The organism is Kitasatospora sp. NPDC094015 (assembly GCF_040304075.1).
Classification (GTDB): domain Bacteria; phylum Actinomycetota; class Actinomycetes; order Streptomycetales; family Streptomycetaceae; genus Kitasatospora.
Window position 1 is genome coordinate 1 of the sequence record NZ_JBEOUL010000025.1, and the last position, 17503, is coordinate 17503.

General features: G+C 71.2%; 12 protein-coding genes and 1 pseudogene. 9 read left to right on the forward strand and 4 right to left on the reverse strand.

Annotation, left to right across the window (positions count from 1 at the left end; genetic code table 11):
- Positions 1-538 precede the first annotated feature (538 nt).
- On the forward strand, positions 539-1012 hold the full coding sequence (locus tag ABT014_RS25425; protein ID WP_350641479.1) for a hypothetical protein: 474 nt from the start codon (positions 539-541) through the stop codon (positions 1010-1012).
- 91 nt (positions 1013-1103) lie between these two features.
- Here ABT014_RS25425 and ABT014_RS25430 read toward each other — a convergent pair whose 3' ends face one another.
- Together ABT014_RS25430 and ABT014_RS25435 are read right to left on the reverse strand one after the other, a co-directional pair.
- The gene (locus tag ABT014_RS25430) at positions 1104-3470 is read right to left on the reverse strand and encodes a SulP family inorganic anion transporter (RefSeq protein ID WP_350641481.1); all 2367 of its coding nucleotides are present in this window, start codon (positions 3468-3470) and stop codon (positions 1104-1106) included.
- Between the two features lie 336 nt (positions 3471-3806).
- Entirely contained in the window at positions 3807-4802 is a 996-nt protein-coding gene (locus ABT014_RS25435) for an ATP-binding protein (RefSeq protein WP_350641581.1), read from the reverse strand.
- 200 nt (positions 4803-5002) lie between these two features.
- Between ABT014_RS25435 and ABT014_RS25440 the strand changes: the two genes are divergently transcribed.
- Positions 5003-5899, forward strand: a complete 897-nt coding sequence (locus ABT014_RS25440; RefSeq protein ID WP_350641482.1) for a Fic family protein — start codon at positions 5003-5005, stop codon at positions 5897-5899.
- Positions 5900-6311: 412 nt separating this feature from the next.
- On the opposite strand, the gene ABT014_RS25445 is transcribed toward ABT014_RS25440, so the two are convergent.
- The gene (locus tag ABT014_RS25445) at positions 6312-7229 is read right to left on the reverse strand and encodes an HAD family hydrolase (RefSeq protein ID WP_350641484.1); all 918 of its coding nucleotides are present in this window, start codon (positions 7227-7229) and stop codon (positions 6312-6314) included.
- Between the two features lie 619 nt (positions 7230-7848).
- Here ABT014_RS25445 and ssd point away from each other — a divergent pair.
- The 3 genes and pseudogenes from ssd to ABT014_RS25460 all read left to right on the forward strand — a co-directional run bounded on the left by ssd (position 7849) and on the right by ABT014_RS25460 (position 11662).
- Complete coding sequence (ssd, locus tag ABT014_RS25450) at positions 7849-8964, forward strand: septum site-determining protein Ssd (RefSeq protein ID WP_350641486.1); 1116 nt, start codon at positions 7849-7851, stop codon at positions 8962-8964.
- A gap of 392 nt (positions 8965-9356) precedes the next feature.
- Positions 9357-10268 (forward strand): annotated as a pseudogene (locus ABT014_RS25455) (TadA family conjugal transfer-associated ATPase); the annotation flags it as partial.
- A gap of 188 nt (positions 10269-10456) precedes the next feature.
- Positions 10457-11662 carry a TniQ family protein gene (locus ABT014_RS25460; RefSeq protein ID WP_350641488.1) on the forward strand — a complete coding sequence of 402 codons (1206 nt, stop codon included), beginning with the start codon at positions 10457-10459 and terminating at the stop codon, positions 11660-11662.
- 70 nt (positions 11663-11732) lie between these two features.
- On the opposite strand, the gene ABT014_RS25465 is transcribed toward ABT014_RS25460, so the two are convergent.
- Positions 11733-14180: a UvrD-helicase domain-containing protein gene (locus tag ABT014_RS25465; protein ID WP_350641490.1), complete on the reverse strand. Its 2448-nt coding sequence runs from the start codon at positions 14178-14180 to the stop codon at positions 11733-11735.
- Positions 14181-14337: 157 nt separating this feature from the next.
- On the opposite strand from ABT014_RS25465, the gene ABT014_RS25470 reads away from it, so the two are divergent.
- The 4 genes from ABT014_RS25470 (at position 14338) to ABT014_RS25485 (ending at position 17338) form a co-directional block, all read left to right on the forward strand.
- Positions 14338-15543 carry a TniQ family protein gene (locus tag ABT014_RS25470; protein WP_350641492.1) on the forward strand — a complete coding sequence of 402 codons (1206 nt, stop codon included), beginning with the start codon at positions 14338-14340 and terminating at the stop codon, positions 15541-15543.
- A gap of 214 nt (positions 15544-15757) precedes the next feature.
- A complete protein-coding gene (locus tag ABT014_RS25475) occupies positions 15758-15970 on the forward strand; it encodes a hypothetical protein (RefSeq protein WP_350641494.1) in 213 nt (70 codons plus the stop codon).
- Positions 15957-16565, forward strand: a complete 609-nt coding sequence (locus ABT014_RS25480) for a sigma-70 family RNA polymerase sigma factor (protein WP_350641495.1) — start codon at positions 15957-15959, stop codon at positions 16563-16565. The genes ABT014_RS25475 and ABT014_RS25480 overlap by 14 nt, the downstream gene beginning before the upstream one ends.
- Positions 16562-17338, forward strand: a complete 777-nt coding sequence (locus tag ABT014_RS25485; protein WP_350641497.1) for a hypothetical protein — start codon at positions 16562-16564, stop codon at positions 17336-17338. The genes ABT014_RS25480 and ABT014_RS25485 overlap by 4 nt, the downstream gene beginning before the upstream one ends.
- Positions 17339-17503: the final 165 nt, after the last annotated feature.

The window sequence follows — 17503 nt, forward strand, 5'->3', positions numbered from 1 at the left end:
CGCGGCGGCGGTCACGTTCGCGGCCGCGGCGAGCTCCGCCGGCGGCGCGAACCGGCGGTCCTCCTTGAGCAGGTTCGCCAGACTCTCGTTGCTCAACGCGTGCTCCTCATCGAGTTCAATTCTGTCGGGGTGATCCCGTGCGCAGGGATTGTCCCTTGTGTCCCAGCGCACAGCTCACCAGGAGAACGTGTCTGTTGACAAGGGGCTCCCGAGAATTGGTGTAGACCTTTGGTTCGAGGGCTGGGCGAGGGCTGGGCGGGGCGCGGATCGGGCGCGGTCGCGAGTGGGCGGCGCCTCGCCGGCCGGAGGGGATCCGATCCGAACTTCGGCCTGTCGTAGGGCTTGACGGCGACCCCGTTCGGTACTCCACTGACGGTACCTCCCCAGGTGGTCAGGACCTTCGCGGAGCGGAGCGGGCCCGCCGGCGTGGGCGCGGCTCGCATGTCAGCGCACCCCTCCTTCCTACGGGGGTCCAGCCATGCCCGAAACTCCTGCACTCCCCCTTCTTCCCCGGCCCGGCGATTTCGCGGTCGTCCGCATGGACGGCGGGGTCGGTCGGCTGATCCGAATCGGCCAGTGGCTGAACGGGGACGGCTTCCTCGACTTCGAGCACGCCTTCGTCCTCGTCGACGACGACCACCTGGTCGAGGCGCAGCCCGGCGGCGCGGAACTCCGGCCGGCCTCGGTCTACCGGGACCATCCGATGCTCTGGTCCACCGGCATCGTGCCGCTCACCGACGAGCAGCGCGGCGCCGTCGTCGCCGCGGCGCTCGGCTACCAGGGTGTCCCGTACAGCTTCGCGGACTACGCGGCGCTCGCGGCACACCGTTTCCATCTGCCCGTCGGCCCGCTCATCAAGGGGTATGTGGCCTCGACCAAGCACATGATCTGCTCCCAACTGGTCGACCAGTGCTACCACGACGCCGGGGTCCGGCTCTTCCGGGACGGCCGGTGGTCCGGCTACGTCACCCCGGCCGATCTGGCGAACCGGCTGACCGGTCGCGTCTCCTGAACCCCGGGCCACCGGTTGCGGTCGGGGCGGGTGTTCCGACCGCGACCGGTGGGTGGGGGTGGGCTGGCGCCGTCCGGGGCTGCCTGGATGCCTAGGCGGCCAGCTCCTGGTCCGTGCGGCCATCGCCGGGCCGGCCCGTGTGTTCGGGTGACACCGGGGCGAACCGGCCGGTCGCCCGGTCCAGCACGTAGGCCTGCGCGGTGGCGAAGTCGAAGTACATCCCCACCAGCCGCAGGGTGCCGTCGGCCACGCGGCGCTCGACCGCCGGGTTGGCCAACAGCTGGTCCAACTGCTGCACCACGTTGGTGATGCAGAGCTGCTCGACCACATCGGTGGCCGGACGGCCCTCGAACTCGGCCGGGACCCGGCGGAGTCTGGCGAGCGAGCCGCGCCCGTTGCGCAGCCAGCGGGTCAGCGCCGTGGGCGGGCCCGGCTGCTCGTGCACGCCGTCCAAAAGGGCCTTCATCGCCCCGCAGCCGGAGTGGCCGCACACCGTGATCGAGGCGACCTCCAGCACCTCGACCGCGTACTGCACCGCGGCTGCCACGGAGTCGTCGGACGCGCCGGGCTCGTGCGGAGCGGGCACCAGGTTGCCGACGTTGCGCACGGTGAACAGGTCGCCCGGGCCGCTGCTGGTGATCATGCTGGTCACCATGCGGGAGTCGGCGCAGGTCAGGAAGAGCTCCGAGGGTGTCTGGCCGTCCCTGGCCAGCCGGGCGAGTTCCTGGCGTACCAGTGGGGCGGTGTGCTGCTGGAATCCGCGCACCCCGTCCAGCAGTCGGCCGTGCGGATCGGTGTTGCCCTGCTCGATGGAGTGGTGGCCGACCCACGGCGTCCAGGCCCGGCACCGGTGCGGGCCTGTGGAGTTGCCGGGGCGCACGGTGCCGTCCGGGTCGAGGATGTCGTCCTCCTGGCGGTCCGTCAGTATCGCCACGCGACCGCCCGTCGCCTGGTGGCCGGCTCGCCAGGTGTGCATGGCCTCGTAGGCGGCGTGGTCCAGGAAGGAGCCGTCGTGGCGGAGGGTGACCTGCGCGCCGGCCGGGATCCTGGCCAGTGCCCGGCTGAGCTTGGGCACGGCCGCGAAGGTCAGCGGGCCGTGGGTGCGGACGGTGTGCGCCCCGTCGTCGTCCACCAGTACGTCGACGTGGGCCCTGGTCAGCCGGTAGAGCGCGAGCAGCATGGCCACCGAACCGCCGAGTGCCACCCCGAGCGGTACGTCCAGCAGGACCACGCCGAGCACGGTGACCAGGTAGACCGGGAACTCCCGGTGCCGGTGCACCCGGCGGATGTGGGCGAAGCTGACCATCTGGATGCCCACCACCAGCACCAGCGCGGCGAGTGCGGCCAGGGGGATCCGGCGCAGCCCGCCGGTCAGCGCCACCGCGGCCAGCAGTACCCAGCAGCCGTGCAGGACGGAGGACATCCGGGTGGCGGCCCCGGCCTGGACGTTGGCGGTGCTGCGGACGGCACCGCCGGCCACCGGCAGGCCGCCGAGCAGGCCGGAGACCAGGTTGGCGGCGCCCTGGCCGCGCAGCTCGCGGTTGAGGTCGCCGGTGCGGTGCGACATCCGGTCGACCGCGACCGAGGACAGCAGGGACTCCACGCTGGCCACCGCGGTGACCGTCAGGACGGTGGCGAGCAGCTTCGGCCAGTGCCCGGCGAGCAGGTCGCCGGACGGCAGGGACGCGAGCGCGTGGTGGTCCCACTCCGGCAGCTCGACCCGGGCCAGCCGCAGGTCGGCGGCGATGGACAGGCCGGTGGCGGCCCCGACGGCGATCAGCGCGGCCGGGAGCTTGGCCAGCCGGGCGCCCACCCGTCCGTACCGGCCGGGGAGCCGGCCCAGCCTCGGCCAGCCGTACAGCACGGCGATGGCCACCGCGCCGACCGCGAGGGCGGGCAGATGGGGGCCTGCCAGCTGGTCGGGGAGCGCGATCAGGTTGGCCAGCGCGGAGCTCTGCGGGGAGCCGCCGAGTACGACGTGCAGCTGGGCGAGTGCGATGGCCAGGCCGACGCCGGCCAGCATGCCGTGCACGATCGCGGGGGAGACCGCCAGCGCGGCCCGGGCGGCCCGGGCCACCCCGAGCAGCAGTTGGAGCAGGCCGGCCGCGACGGTGACGGCGCAGGCGACCTGCCAGCCGTACTGCGCGATCAGACCGGCGGTGATCACGGTGAGCGCGGCCGAGGGGCCGCTCACCTGGAGCGGTGTGCCGCCGAGCAGGCCGACCACCAGTCCGCCGACGGCGGCGGACACCAGTCCGGCGGTGAGCGGCGCACCGGTGGCGAGCGCGATGCCGAGCGAGAACGGGACGGCGATCAGGAAGACCGCGAGGGAGGCCGGTACGTCGTGCAGCAGGAGCCGCAGACGCGAGCCGTCGGGCGTCGGCCCGGCAGGCCCGGTGGGCGGGGCGTGATCGGTGGTGTCCGAAGGGGTGGGAGCGCTGGAGATGTCCAGGGTCATGGTCTTCCCGTCTGTCCGGGGGAACGAACGCAGTCAGGTCCGGCGTACTGCTCGGGGTCGGAGTGGCTGTCGTGGGTCGCGACGGTACGGCGGGATGGCTTGGGCGCAGCGGTGTGAGTCTCCGTGGGCGGCCCGCGACCATCAAGGAACGGTAAACTGAGAGTAATGAAACCTTTGCACAGCGTACAACTGAACGGAAGGTCGGCCTCCGGCTTTCACCCCTATGAGTGCAGGTGGGGCGGGCCGGGAACTCGGCGGTGACGGCCGGTGCGCACAACGGCCGGCAGGCGCTCCCGGATCGGAGCTGCTGCCGGCCGTGGGACGTGCGGGAGTAAGTCAGGCGTGCGCCTCGGCGCCGGCGCCGACCCCCGGTGCGGGCAGCACGAAGTCCTCGTCCACCTGGCCGGCGAGGTCGATGCCGACCTTGGCGTTGCCCCAGCTCTCCGCGTTGCGCAGGTGGAAGTGGACGGCCTGGGCGGTGTACCGGCGCGGATCGCGCAGCTCGTACGTGGACTCCGCCTCGGACCTGAGGTGGTCCAGCACCGCGCGGTTCGCCGGCTCCAGGCTCTTCAGTGCGGGCTCCTCGCCGCGCTCCAGGCGCCGCACCCAGTCCGACTGCCCGAACGCCGTGAGCAGGTCGTCGCCGACCTCGCGCCGCAGGAAGGCCAGGTCTTCCTGGTTCTGGACCTTGTTGCCCACCACGTGCAGCCGGACGCCGAAGTCCCGTGCGTACTCCCGGTACTGGCGGTACACCGAAATGCCCTTGCGGGTTGGCTCGGCCACCAGGAAGGTCAGGTCGAAGCGGGTGAAGAGGCCGGAGGCGAACGAGTCCGAGCCGGCGGTCATGTCCGTCACCACGTACTCGTCCCGGCCGTCGAGCAGGTGGTTGAGCAGGAGCTCCACCGCGCCGACCTTGGAGTGGTAGCAGGCGACCCCGAGGTCCTCCTCGGTGAAGGCGCCGGTGGCCAGCAGCCGGACCGAGCCCTCGTCGAGGGCGATCGGCCGGGCGCAGGCCGCGTACACCGGATTCTCCTCGACGATCCGCAGCAGGCGTGAACCCCGGCCGGGGGGCGTAGTTTTGATCATTTCCTCGGCCGATCCGATCAGCGGATTGCTGCCGCGCAGATACTCCTTGATCTGCGGCAGGTGCGCGCCGAGCGAGGGCAGTGCGGCGGCCTGGTCATCGGTCAGCCCGAGGGCAGGGCCCAGGTGTTGGTTGATGTCGGCGTCGACGGCGATGACCGGGCGCCCGGCGGCGGCGAGGTGGCGGATGAACAGTGCGGACAGCGTGGTCTTCCCGCTGCCGCCCTTGCCGACGAAGGCGATCTTCATCTGGGACTCCGGGTCTCGTTCCAGCGGGCTGGGGCCGGGGCCGCAGGCTGGAAGGCTGTTGGAAATCGTTATCGTCACCGATAGCGCCATGCTAGCCGGGGGTGAGGGTGCAATACACACAGGAACCACGGATTGCCTCGAACGGGTGATGGCGGGGTTGCTGTGTCGCGATGGTCGGGTGGGTCATTACTCTCGGGTAGGTGAGCACTGGAACTGATCCCCTCGCCCCGCTGGCCGATCTCCCCGGGGTGCCCGAAGCCGTGGCCGAGGTGCGCAAGGCCGTGGACCGCCTCTACGGGCACCGGGTGATGCGCCGCCGGGCCCCCGAGGTGACCTCGGAGGCCGCGCTCCGTGGCGCCCGTGCTTCGGCTGCGCTGGACGGTGCGGACTGGCCGCTCGAGGAGGTCCGCCGGCGCAGCGACTTCAGCGCCGATCCCGAGGCCCGGACCGTCGGCGCCGCGCTGCGGATCTCTGCCGAGGCCGGTCAGCTGCTCAGCATCTGGCGCCACTCGCCGCTGCAGGTGCTGGCCCGGCTGCACCTGCTGGCGGTCGGCGACGCCGACCCGTCGGCGGGCCGGCCCCGCCAGGCCGGTGAGCCGGCCGGTCCGGCCATCCCGGCGGATCTGGCTGCCGCCGAAGGGGTGGGCGCCACCGCGGCTCCGGTCGAAGGCACTGTCCAAGAGCTTCCGCCCGCGCCCCCGGCGGCGGAGGTCGCGGCCAGGCTCGATCAGCTGTCCCAGTTGCTGGTCGGGCGCACGGAGGGTGCCGTCGGCGGGACCCCCGCTCTCGTGGTCTCCGCGGTGGTGCACGGCGAACTGCTGGCGCTGCGGCCGTTCGGCGCGTACAACGGCGTCATCGCCCGGGCCGCGCAGCGGATCGTGCTGATCGCGGAGGGCCTGGACCCGAAAGCGATCTGCCCCGCAGAGGTCGGCTTCGCGGAACTCGGCACCGCCGCCTACCGGCAGGCCCTGCTGGGTTACCTGGGCGGGACGCCGGAGGGCATGGCCCGGTGGATCGCGCACTGCGGCGCGGCGCTTCGGCTCGGGGTGCGCGAGAGCACCGCGGTGTGCGAGGCGATGCAGCGCGGGATGGTCTGAGCCGGCGGCTCGGCCCGTACACAGGGTTGCGGCGGCACCTGATCGGACCGGGTGCCGCCGCTGGCACGGATGCCGGGTTACCAAGCATGCACCGGAAAGTGCCCATCAGGCGGGGATCCTGCCCGTTCACCTGGTGCGGCGGCCCGACAGCGGGTCGGCTGCATGTGGGTGCTCAGCCATCCGTACGCGGTCCGTGGGGCCTGAATTGCGTTGTCGGAGCGACCTCGTAGGGTCCTGACCGGGTCTCGCGGGCCGTTAAGTCCTTTGTATCGCGCTTCGGGTGAAAGGGGAACCCGAAACGGGAAGCTTTTGCGTTTTGTCCGTTTCGGCGGTATGGCGGAGCGGGGACGGCGCCCTCCAGGCCACAGTCCCCGCCGGCTCGCCCTTCAGGCCGTCTTCCGTCAGCCCCGGCTCACGAGTCGGACTTGCGGCGCCGGGCCGCGTACCAGAGCACGCCCGCGGTCAGCAGCGCGGTGCCGATCGCGACCGTCGCCACCACCGACCGGCTGGGAGCGCGGAATTCGGGCAGCCTGCGGCGCAGCTCGACCGGGCGGCTGAAGACCAGCACCGGCCACTCGCGGGCCACCGCCTCCTTGCGCAGGGCGCGGTCAGGGTTGACCGCGGAGGGGTGGCCGACCGCTTCCAGCATCGGGAGGTCGGTCGACGAGTCGCTGTACGCATAGCAGTTGGGGAGGTCGTAGCCCTCCGACTCGGCCAGCGCGCGGATCGACTCGGCCTTGTTCTCGGCGTAGGCGTAGTAGTCGATCTCGCCCGTGTAGCGGCCGTCCTCGATCTGCAGCCTGGTCGCGATCACGTGGTCGGCCCCGAGCAGCGCTCCGATCGGCTCGACCACCTCGGAGCCGGAGCTGCTGACGATCACCACGTCCCGGCCGGCAGCGTGGTGCTGCTCGATCAGCGATGCCGCCTCGTCGTAGATGATCGGGTCGATCAGGGTGTGCAGGGTCTCCGCCACGATCTCGCGGACCTGCTGCACGTTCCAGCCCTTGGTGAGGGTGGAGAGGTAGGCGCGCAGCTTCTCCATCTGGTCGTGATCGGCGCCGCCGAGCAGGAAGACGAACTGGGCGTACGCGCTCTTCAGGACGGCGCGACGATTGATCAGGCCGCCCTGGTAGAACGGGCGGCTGAAGGCCAGCGCGCTCGACTTCGCAATGATCGTTTTGTCGAGGTCGAAGAAGGCCGCGGTGCGCGGCGCGCCGTAGGGGCGGCGCCCGCCCGCGGTCCCGGCGCCTTCCGACGCGGAACGGTTCGCGGGTCCCGGCGGGGTGTTCCCGCCCTGGTCGGCGATGTCGGCGTTCTCGGTGGTGTCCACGGGAACCGAGGATAGAGGTCCTGCCCGAGGACCCCGCCATTCGGCGTACTCGCGGGCGCGCGGGTTTGTGTTTCTGGCCGGTCGGGTACACCATTGAAGTCACGGATCGTTCGCGACCGTGCTAACCCGGTCCGGCTCCTCCCCCCCGAGCCGGATCGTGGATAGACGACCCCCGCTCTCCCCCCCGGCGGGGGTCGTCGCACGTCCGGGGCCATGTGGCGGGTCAGTTGGTGGCCGGCGGGGAGTGTGCGGGAACGCCCTCACCGATCGTGGCCGGTCATCTCCGGCGCGGGCCGAACGCGGCCGAGACCTCACGCTGAGTGATCGAATTCTCTGGCGTATTTGCTGCCTCTGGGTTGTCGAGATTGATCTCCAACCCGCCTTGCGCGTCAATTCCACGCCGCAATACCCCCCTGTCGAGTGAACAAAGTTATCCACAACCCCGACTTGTCCACAGGGATTCGCAAGGGGGCTGACGGAATCCGTCCCACCCCGCACCGTGGTGCCCGGACCGAGGTGCCAGACCTCCCGGCTAGGGCCGGCCGAGGTCCACCGGCACGTCCCCGGAGCCGCGCCCGCGGCCCCGGCAGCGCACCGCACCTCATCGGGGGAGACGGCCATGTCGACACCCACCACCGAGCACGAACCCGCCGAGCGGCCGGCGCCGACCGGCCCGCTCATCCTCACCGCGGACGAGGCCCTGGCCGACCACCTGGTCCGGCTCTGCGTCGCGGCCGGCGCCGACCCCCAGGTGCTCTCGGGCGCCCCGCCACCGCGCTCGCTCTGGGAGAGCGCCCCGCTGGTACTGGTCGGCGACGACCTTGCCGAGCGCTGCGCCGGCCTCGGTCGGCGGCCCGGCGTGCTGCTTCTCGGGCTGGACCTCGACGACGGGTCGGTCTGGGTCCGCGGCGTCCAACTCGGCGCCGAGCACGTGTTGTTCCTGCCGGACGCGCAGGCCTGGCTGCTGGACCGGATCGCCGATGCGGCCGAGGGGATCGAGCTGCCCGCCCTGACCGTCGCCGTGCTCGGTGGTCGAGGCGGGGCCGGAGCGTCCACCCTCGCCTGCGCGCTCGCCGTCACCGCGGCCCGGACGGGCCGTCAGACCATGCTCATCGACGCCGACCCGCTCGGCGGAGGCCTGGACGTCCTGCTCGGCGCGGAGCACGTCGCAGGGCTTCGCTGGCCCGACCTGGCCGGTTCACGCGGGCGGGTCAGCGGCACCGAGCTGGCCGGCGCACTCCCGGCACCCCACCGTCTGACCACGCTCTCCTGGGACCGCAGCGACCTGCTCACCATCCCGCCCGAAGCGATGCGCAGCGTTGTCGCCGCCGCCCGACGGCGTGGGGGCCTGGTCGTCCTCGACCTTCCGCGGCACCTGGACGCCGCTGCGGGCCAAGCACTCGAGCAGGCCGACACCGGCCTGCTGGTGGTCCCGGCCGAACTGCGGGCGATGGCCGCAGCCGACCGGGTTGCCGCGGCCGCTCGGATGCGGCTGGCCGACCTGAGGGCGGTCGTGCGGGTGCCCGGACCGGTCGGGCTGGCCAGCACGGAGATCGCCCGCGGGCTGCGCCTCCGGCTCGCCGGTGAACTCCTCCGGGAGCCGGGCCTGTCGGTCGATGTCGAGCGAGGAGCACCACCGGGTAGTCGTGAGCGCGGGCCACTGGCCCGCTTCTGCAGCAGTTTCCTGGACGAGGCCATGCCGCCGCTGGCGGCGGCCGGAGGAGGTGCCCAATGACCGATCGTCTGCGTAGGCCCGGCCTGCGGAACAGCGGCCGCCGCCGGGAGCCGGGCGCGTCGTGGCGAGGCTCCGCGGTGGCCCGGGTCCGTCCCCCGGCCCGTAAGGAGCAGGTCCGGTCGCCGAGCGTCCCGTGCAGTGCACCGGCCGGCCCGGCCCCGTCCGGCCCGGCGCCGACGGAACCGCACGGCGGGGTCGACGACGCAGCGTCGACGCGAGTCGGTGAGGCATTGCCGGCACCTCGGCGCGGCGCGGTCGAGCCGGAACGACCGGAGAGCGAAGCGCCGGATGCTGAACGGCTCCGCGCCGTCGTGGCGGAAGGCGGTGCCGGTCCCGGACGGGCGGCTGTCGACGGTGCCACCGCTCGGCGTCCGGCCAGCAGTCCCCTCGTGGTGCGTGCCGGTGCACCTCGGTCCTCCGTCGGCACAGCGGCGACGGATCCGGACCGGTCGGCCGCGCTGGTCGACGCCGTGCGGCTGCGGCTCGCAGAGACGGGAGCCGCCCCGACCGCGGGCTCGGTGGCCGCCGCGCTCCGCTCGGCGAGAGGGCCCCTCGGTGGTGGTGACGTGCTCGACACGGTTCGCCTGCTGCGGGCCGAACTGGTGGGTGCGGGGCCGCTCGACCACCTGCTCCGCCAGCCCGAGGTGACCGATGTCCTGGTCAACGCGCCCGACGAGGTCTGGGTGGACCGCGGTGCCGGGCTGGAACGGGTGGCGAACGTCAGCTTCCCGGACGCGGACTCGGTGCGACGCCTCGCCCACCGGCTGGCCTCGGCGGCCGGGCGGCGGCTGGACGACGCCCGGCCGTGGGTGGACGCCCGGTTGCCCGACGGCACCAGGCTGCACGCCGTGATCCCGCCGATCACGGCCGGCTGCACCCACATCTCGCTGCGGACCAGCCGGTCCCGCCCGTTCAACCTCGCCGAGCTGGTGGGGTGCGGCTCGCTGCCGCCGGGAGGCGCCGAGCTGCTCGCCCGGATCGTCCGGGCCAAGTTCTCCCTGCTGATCAGCGGTGGCACCGGCACCGGGAAGACCACGCTGCTCGCGGCGCTGCTCGGCCTGGTGGGCGCCGAGGAACGGATCGTCCTGGTCGAGGACTCCTCCGAGCTCAGACCCGACCATCCCCATGTGGTCCGGCTGCAGAGCCGTCCGCCCAACCAGGAAGGGCTGGGCGAGCTCATCCTCCGGGACCTGGTCCGGCAGGCGCTGCGGATGCGGCCTGACCGGCTGGTGGTGGGCGAGGTTCGCGGCGCCGAGGTGGTCGACCTGCTCGCCGCGCTGAACACCGGCCACGAGGGCGGGTGTCGGGCGGCATTCAATCGTTCAGTAGCGCGGTGAATAGTTCAGTGACCGTTCAGTGGCGCGCTCAATCGTTCAGTCGCCTGCTGTCGGGAAGTAGCTGTAGTTCGGCGCGGATGATGGCGTCGGAGGGCCTCCGCCCGGCTGTTTGATCGTTTGTGCCACCATCTACTCCAGTTCGGCGGGAGGGTGGCATGGCAGCTCGGGCGTGGTCGCAGCTACGGCGGCTACCTGCGGTTCCGGTACCACTTGAGGCTGAGTCGCTTCACAGCTGGATCGGGGCACTGGCGAGGCTGCACGAGACGAGCGTCGGATCGGTGATGGCCGCCCTGGGGTGGCCGGGGGTCCCCTCCAATCCCACCGGCGCGCTGCATTCAGCGGTACGGGGCCTCAGCCGGTCTGATCGCGGCAGGATCGCGGCAGCCACGGGTCTCTCAGAGGGCCGGATCAGCCGTATGACCTGCGCGTCGTACCTCTCCGGGTTCCGGGATGCCCGTCCCTTGCCACCTCGTCTGCCGGAACGGCCGAGCAGAGGCACGGAGTTCCACGAGCAGATCCGAGTCAAGGCGATTCGCAAAGGTCACGTTGTTTCGCAGGCACGGTTCAAGGTGTGCCCGAGCTGCATCGACGAGGACGGCGGGCGCTGGCCGCTGGCCTGGTTGCTTCCGTGGTTCGTCATCTGCCCGCGCCACCTTCGCTTCCTGCTGGAGACCTGCGAGTGCGGCGGTCCGGTCCGATCCTCCGGCGGTGCAAGCGGACGAGACTGGATGTGCCGTCAGCGGCCAATGGACCGGCCGAATGTGACGTGTGGACGGCTTTTGCGGCGACTTCCTTCGGAGGAGATCTCGGACGTAGCGCTGGCCGAGGCCCACACGTGGCTGCTGCAGCTGCTCAAGCCCGCCGGCGAGCGGGGCACTGCTGAGGGGATCACGCCGGACGACCTCTTCGCGGTGCTGCTGCTGTGTACCGAGCGGGGCTTCCTGAGAAACGTGACCGGGCTTGATCCGTCTATGCGTGAAGCCTTCGACGCGCACGCGCGAGCGAGAGAGGCCAGGATGTGGCGGGGTATGAGGGGTGGACAGCGCGGTTACTCGCCGGATGTGCGGGTGATGGCCGCCGGCCTCCGGATGGCCGTGCCGATCCTGGTCGCTGACGATCCGCTGGAGGAGGCACGGAAGGTGTTGCCGGTGGACGTCGTCAGCGCCTCGGGTGTCAGGGCCATCTCGGACTGGCTGCACAATGACCCGCAGTGGACTGCCATGAGCCTGGTAGGAGACCGCTACATCCCGCTGGCCGCGGCCGTCCTGAGCCCGGACGGAGCCAGAGTGCCGCGTACGCCCTACATGGCGTACAGGCCGGAGGGAAACATGAGCGGATGGTCGGCGTTCACAACTGAGTGATCTTGCCAGGAGCCGCCGTCTCGGCGGGCGGCCCGCGACCCGCTCCGTGGAGCGTCGGCCGCCTTGGCCGTCAGGCCGGTGAGGGGCGAGCGCAGGCCCGCAGGTGCTGCCGCAGCCGCTCCCTCAGTCGAGGCAGCTTGGCGCTGGCGCCCAGGCGTGCGAGGAACTCGTCCACGCCCCAGGTGACCAGGTGGCCCTGACGGGAGAGATACAGGCCAACCCGGTCGATCTGGTAGCGGTCGTCGTAGTCGAGCAGGAGGTAGCCGGCGAGCTGGTAGATCTCGTCCCGGCCGAGCCGCTGCGGGCGAGTGGTGGCCTTGCAGTCGAGTAGCAGTCCACCCAGGATGAAGTCGGCGTCGGCGCCCCCGATGTCCGCGCTGCCGGCGAAGCTCGGGCCGCAGACTCGAGCCTCGGGCGGAAGCGCCCGGAAGTCCGCGAACGGGCCCTGGGCCAGGTCCATCTGCCGGTGAAGGTCCTCGGCCACATACGCCGGAACGCCGGCGCACAACTGGCCGAGCTTCGTGGCGCCGGTGGCACCCAGCAGGGGGTTGTTCCGGCGGAACTGGCCGCTGCGGAAGACGTCTTCGAAGTGCGCGGCGACGAAGCACAGCCGGCTCAGCTCGTCCTCGCCCAGCAGGCCCGGCTGGGCAAGGTAGGCGTCCACCCCGGCCAGCAGTTCCTGCCCGGCAGCGTGCAGGGCCGCGCGGGCACTGGAGGCGGGCGCCCCAGATAGCGGCTGGTTGGAGCCGGCAGCGTGGATGCCGAGAGTGACGGCCGCACCCAGCGGGCGGCCAAGGAACAGCCGCAGCCGGTAGTCGATGGCGTGCCCGAGCGCGGACCAGTCGGGGTGCTGCACGTCGATGGGCTGCACCGGGTAGGGCAGGGCGGCGATGCGCCGCTGGTAGTCGACCACCACCGCGCCGCTGCCGGGCAGGTGTTCGGCCATGAATCGGGACATCGGTGAGGTCGAGTAGCGAAGCTGGCCGGTCAGACTCAGGTCGATCATCGGCACACCGCCGATTGTGCCGTTCTTCTCCTCGTGCGAGAGAGCCTTCTCATAGCCGCCCGCCCAGGAGATCCCGCGGACATCGAGCTGGTGGCGCGCGCGGGTGACGGCGACGTAGATCAACCGCGCCTCGTCCTGCCGCATGGGCAGCTGCCGGCCTTCCTCCGTCACCGGCGGGGCGGCGAATCCGTCGCCGATGCGCACGGTGTTCCACTCGCGGCCCTTGGCCTTGTGCACGGTGGAGACGGTGACCCTGGCATCGCCCTCCGGGCTCAACTGCCCCACCGCCTTGAGGATCACTTCAGGGCCGTGGTCGTCGACCAGTTGGACGATCGCCTTCAGGTCCTGTCCGGCCTTGTCCTGCTCGACGTACTCCTGCACCTCCTCCCAGGAGTTGAACAGGAACAGCTCCGGGTGGCTGGTGCGCCGTCCGGCCTGGAGTTCCAGGGCCGCGTTCGCGATTCGATCCAGCGCGCTGCCGCCGCCGGCCAGCGCCACGGGGACTCCGCGCTCCAGGTAGGCCATGACCTCCTGCATCGCGTCCGCGTTGCCCCGGCACAGCACCGCGTCCGGCTCACTCAGCGGCCCGATGCGCGAGTCGGCCGGTCCGGAGCCGGTCAGGCGCATGTCGGAGTCCGCGTGCCGCAGCCAGCGGTTGGCCTGCTCGGCGATCCTCGGGCCGAAGCGGAACGACTGCGTCAGGTGGAGGTGGTCGGCGGGGAAGCCGGTCATCACGTCCTTCGCCGACCGCCAGGCGTAGATCTGCTGAGCGGGGTCGCCGACGCAGATCCGCTGGGCGGGCTGGTTGAGGAAGACCTCCTCCAGCACCGGATTGGTGTCCTGGGCCTCGTCCAGCAGAACGAAGTCGGCGGGCAGCACCGGCTCGCTCATCGCCCACATCTTCATGTAGAAGTCGTGCTCGAACCGCAGTCTGCCGTCGAGGGACTGGACGTCCTCCCACGCCTTCTCCGCGTACGGCAGCAGAATCCGGGCGAGATAGTCCTGCCCCTGCAGGCTCAGGCCGTTCAGTCGCTCCATGTGCCGGGCCATCACCTGCCGGTCGACGGTGTAGCAGAACCGCCGGAGCATGCCCATCACCAGTCGTGCCTGGTGGTTGACCTTGATCTTCGTGCCGTTCACCATCAGGTCGCTCGTGATGCCGAGCAGCCGGGCGGTCTGCTTCGCCGGGATCCGCGCGGAGGCTTCCAGCCGCGGCCCGTAGTTCCTGCCCACGGCCTCGAACGCCAGCGAGTGCGAGGTGCGGCACTCCACATTGCGGCCGAAGCGCTTACGGGCGTCGTCCGCGATCGCCCGGTTGAACGCCATGTACAACCCGCGCTTGCGGGTTGCGGAACCCATCAGCATCAACGTCGAGGTCTTGCCCGTCCCGGCGCCGGCCACCAGGGCCAGATCCTGCCCGGAGACGAACACCTCCCGCGCGGCCTGCTGTTCCTTGGTCGGCTCCATGGCCATCGTGTCCTCCCAGGGTGCGGCTTCATGTACCGCGATCACCGAGACTGTCCTATCCGTTACTGACAGTCAATGGCTCCCGGCGTGTTCATGACTGATGCTCGGCATCCGGCGTTTCGGTGTTAGTCGCGCGGGCCGGGGCATCAGCGCCGCTGATCGCCTGTGTCAGCATGGGGACCGGTGCGAGGGGGAGGGCGGTATGGCGGTGGTACACGGGCGCTGGCTGCCCAGGCGCTTGCCGGCTGTGCCCGTCCCACTGCAGCATGAGTCGCTGCACAGCTGGGCCGCCGCACTGGGGCGGGTGCTGGACACGAACTTCGCTCCGGTGACCTCGGTCCTCGGCTTGGACAGCGGCGGCCACGACGCGGTCTTCCGGCTGCGGCGAGCCGTCCTGGGCCTGGAGGCCCGGCAGGTGGAGATCATCGCGGCCGCCACCGGCCTGACCCGGGAGCGGATCACGGCGCTGACGTTCGAGTCCTACCTGTGGGGTGTGAAGGCCGATCACCTGTGGCCCTCCGGACTGCCCGACATCCCGGGGCACGACCAGCTGGAGAGGAACCGGGCGGCCACCGTCCAGCGCGGCTACATCCTGGGCACCACCCGGTTCAGGGTCTGCCCGGCGTGCATCGACGAGGACGGCGGGCGCTGGCCGCTGGCATGGATGCTTCCGTGGTTCGTCGCGTGCACCCGACACCGCCTCTACATGGTCGAACGATGCGTGTGCGGCAACCGCCTGCGGTCGGCGGGCTGCCTTGATGGTGCCGACTGGAAGTGCTCCGGCCACTTCTCCGACGCCACCGGAACGAAACAGCAGGCGTGCGGGCGGCGGCTGCGGGAGCTGCCAAGAGTGCCAGTCGCGGACTCGGCCCTAATCGAAGCGCACAACTGGCTGCTGCAACTGCTCAACCGTCCGGGCGAACGGGGCACGGCGGAGAACTTCACTCCCAACGACCTGTTCGCGGTGCTGCTGCTGTGCATCGAGCGCGGAGCCCCCGTCAACGTGACAGGGCTCGACTCCCACGTCAGGCTGGCCTTCGAGGAACGGACCAGGAGGAACGAGGCCACCATGTGGCGCTCGGGCGAGGGCGAGCGAGGATACGCGGCGCCCGTGCCTGTGATGGCGGCCGGCGTTCGCATGGCCGCACCGATCCTCGCTGCCGCAGACCCCGTGCGGGCGGCTGGCAGTGTCCTGCCCGTCGACGTGGTGGTCGACGGCGCCCGCGCCATTTCGGACTGGCTCCACACCCCATTGCAGATCACGGCGATGAGCCTGGTCAGCGCGCGCTTCATCCCGCTGGCAGCCTGCGTCCTCGACCAGAGCGGAAGTCCCGTCCCGCGCACCCAGCACGCGATGAACCATCCCGAGCGCTACATGAGCAGATGGTCCGCGCTCGGACCGCGGTAGCCGCTCGACCGTTCACCCGAGTGAGGCAAGCCCTTCGGGCCGGACGCGGTTCGGCCGGGCCCGTGCGTGCCGACAGGTCTGCTGTAAAGAATCTTGAAGTTTCCTTCCCGATCATGGTGGTCGGCGGCCACCTACACGATGTAGGCGCCGGTACGAGCGGGGCACGGGTCCCCGCGCCGGCGAGGGGAGGGACGAGATAGTGGAACCTGGCATCTTGATCGAGGTGGCGACCGCGGTGAGCGGCTTCGCGGCCCCCGGCGTGGCGGCGTGGTTACAGCTGCGAGGCCGACGGCAGCGTGACCGGGAGCTGTCGCTGCGGGAGTACGCCCGCACGCTTCCGGCCGGGAGCCTGATCGTGGACCGGGGCCGGCAGGGGCTCGTCATCGAGGTCGGCCAGCGCAAGGGCGGTGCCGGTGGAGTTCGATGACCGCCAGTTCGCCGCACCGGTCTTGGACGAACGCCTGCGCGTCGCCTCCGAGGCTGCCAGGATGGCCCGGGTGCGTGGTCAGTTCCTCGACTTCTTCGAGCGTGAGCACCTGCTCGTCATCCGCTTCCTGCGGTACCTGGGTGCCAGCCTCCCGGACGCCGAGGATGCCGCCTCCGAGGCGTTCGTGGCAGCGTGGGAGCGATTGCGCGACGGTGAGTTCCCCACCCAGGACTCCCAACGACGCTCCTGGGTCCGGACGGTAGCCCGCAGGGCCTGGTCGAGGCCGCCCGCCATGGCCCGCCACCAGGTGGCCGTGGCTGCGGGAGTTGAGCTGCCGGAGCTGTGCGAGCCGGGCCCCGGCCACGCCGAGCTGACCGACCAGACGATGGCTGTGCTCGCCGCGCTCGGCGCGCTGGAGGAGAACACGCGGGTCGTCATGGCCTTCCACCTGGACGGGTTCAGCTCGGTCGAGACCGCCCGTGCCATCGGGGTGTCGGATCAAAAGGCCCGCGATCTGCTGAAGAAGGCTCGAGCTGTCCTGCGGCACGAACTGAGCGCGCAACGGGATGCGGACAGGAGGGGGAGAGCGGAATGAGTACACCTGACCGTTGGCTGGACGACGACGAGCTGGACGCTCTGCTGGCCGGCGCGTCGGCCGAACTTCTTGGCGAGGCCGAGTCCGTGGCGGACCCCACGAAGGTCTTGCTGGCCATCATGGATGCACCCTCGGGCCCCGGGCAGGCCGCAGATCCGGACGACGTGACGGGAGCTGACGTCATCACGGTCATCGGCCTGCGAGCTCTGGCGCGTTCCGCGACCGAGGCGTTGGACGCTGTCAGGTCGCCGGGCCCGCTCGGCCCGTTGGACGAGTTGCCCGATCTCGCTGATCTTCTGACCCGCGGAGACCTTGAAGGTCCGTGGACGTCCGCGATCGACATGTCCCTGCGGTTCCGCGCCCGGGGGCTCCTCGACCGTCTCCCCGCTCTGGGCGCGGTCCTGCAGCAGTTGCGGGCCTTCACGAGCGTCTTGGGCCAAGCTCGCGACACCCAGCGCGAGATGCGATCGCTGAACGTGGACGCGGCCTTGGCCAAGTCAGACCGGCTCTTCGCCGAACAGGACCAGGCCCGGGATGCGGGGCGGCTTCTGGTGCACTTGCTGAGGAGAGTTGAACTCGACGCCCGCGGGAGCGACTTGTCGAACCTGGCATTGGGTGAGCCGTCGACACTGGCCAGCCTCGTGTGGTCGGAGACGACGATCTGGCCGCCCGCCGTCGCGCGCTGGATCCGGGCCGAGTCCCGGGAGATCCAGCCTGGTGTCTACCAGGTGCTCGACATCGGTGAACGCAGCGCGATGCACCTGGGCAGGTGAACACCCCCTGCCCAGGTGCCCCGTGGCCGCAGGGGCGTCAGCCGCCCTTGCGATGGTCGTTGCCGACTGCCGACAGAGCGGTCTGGGATGATGGCGAAGGCGGCCGGCCCCACTAACGCTGGGGCCGGCCGCCACTTCGTTGATTGGCTGCCCTGAGCAGCCCGT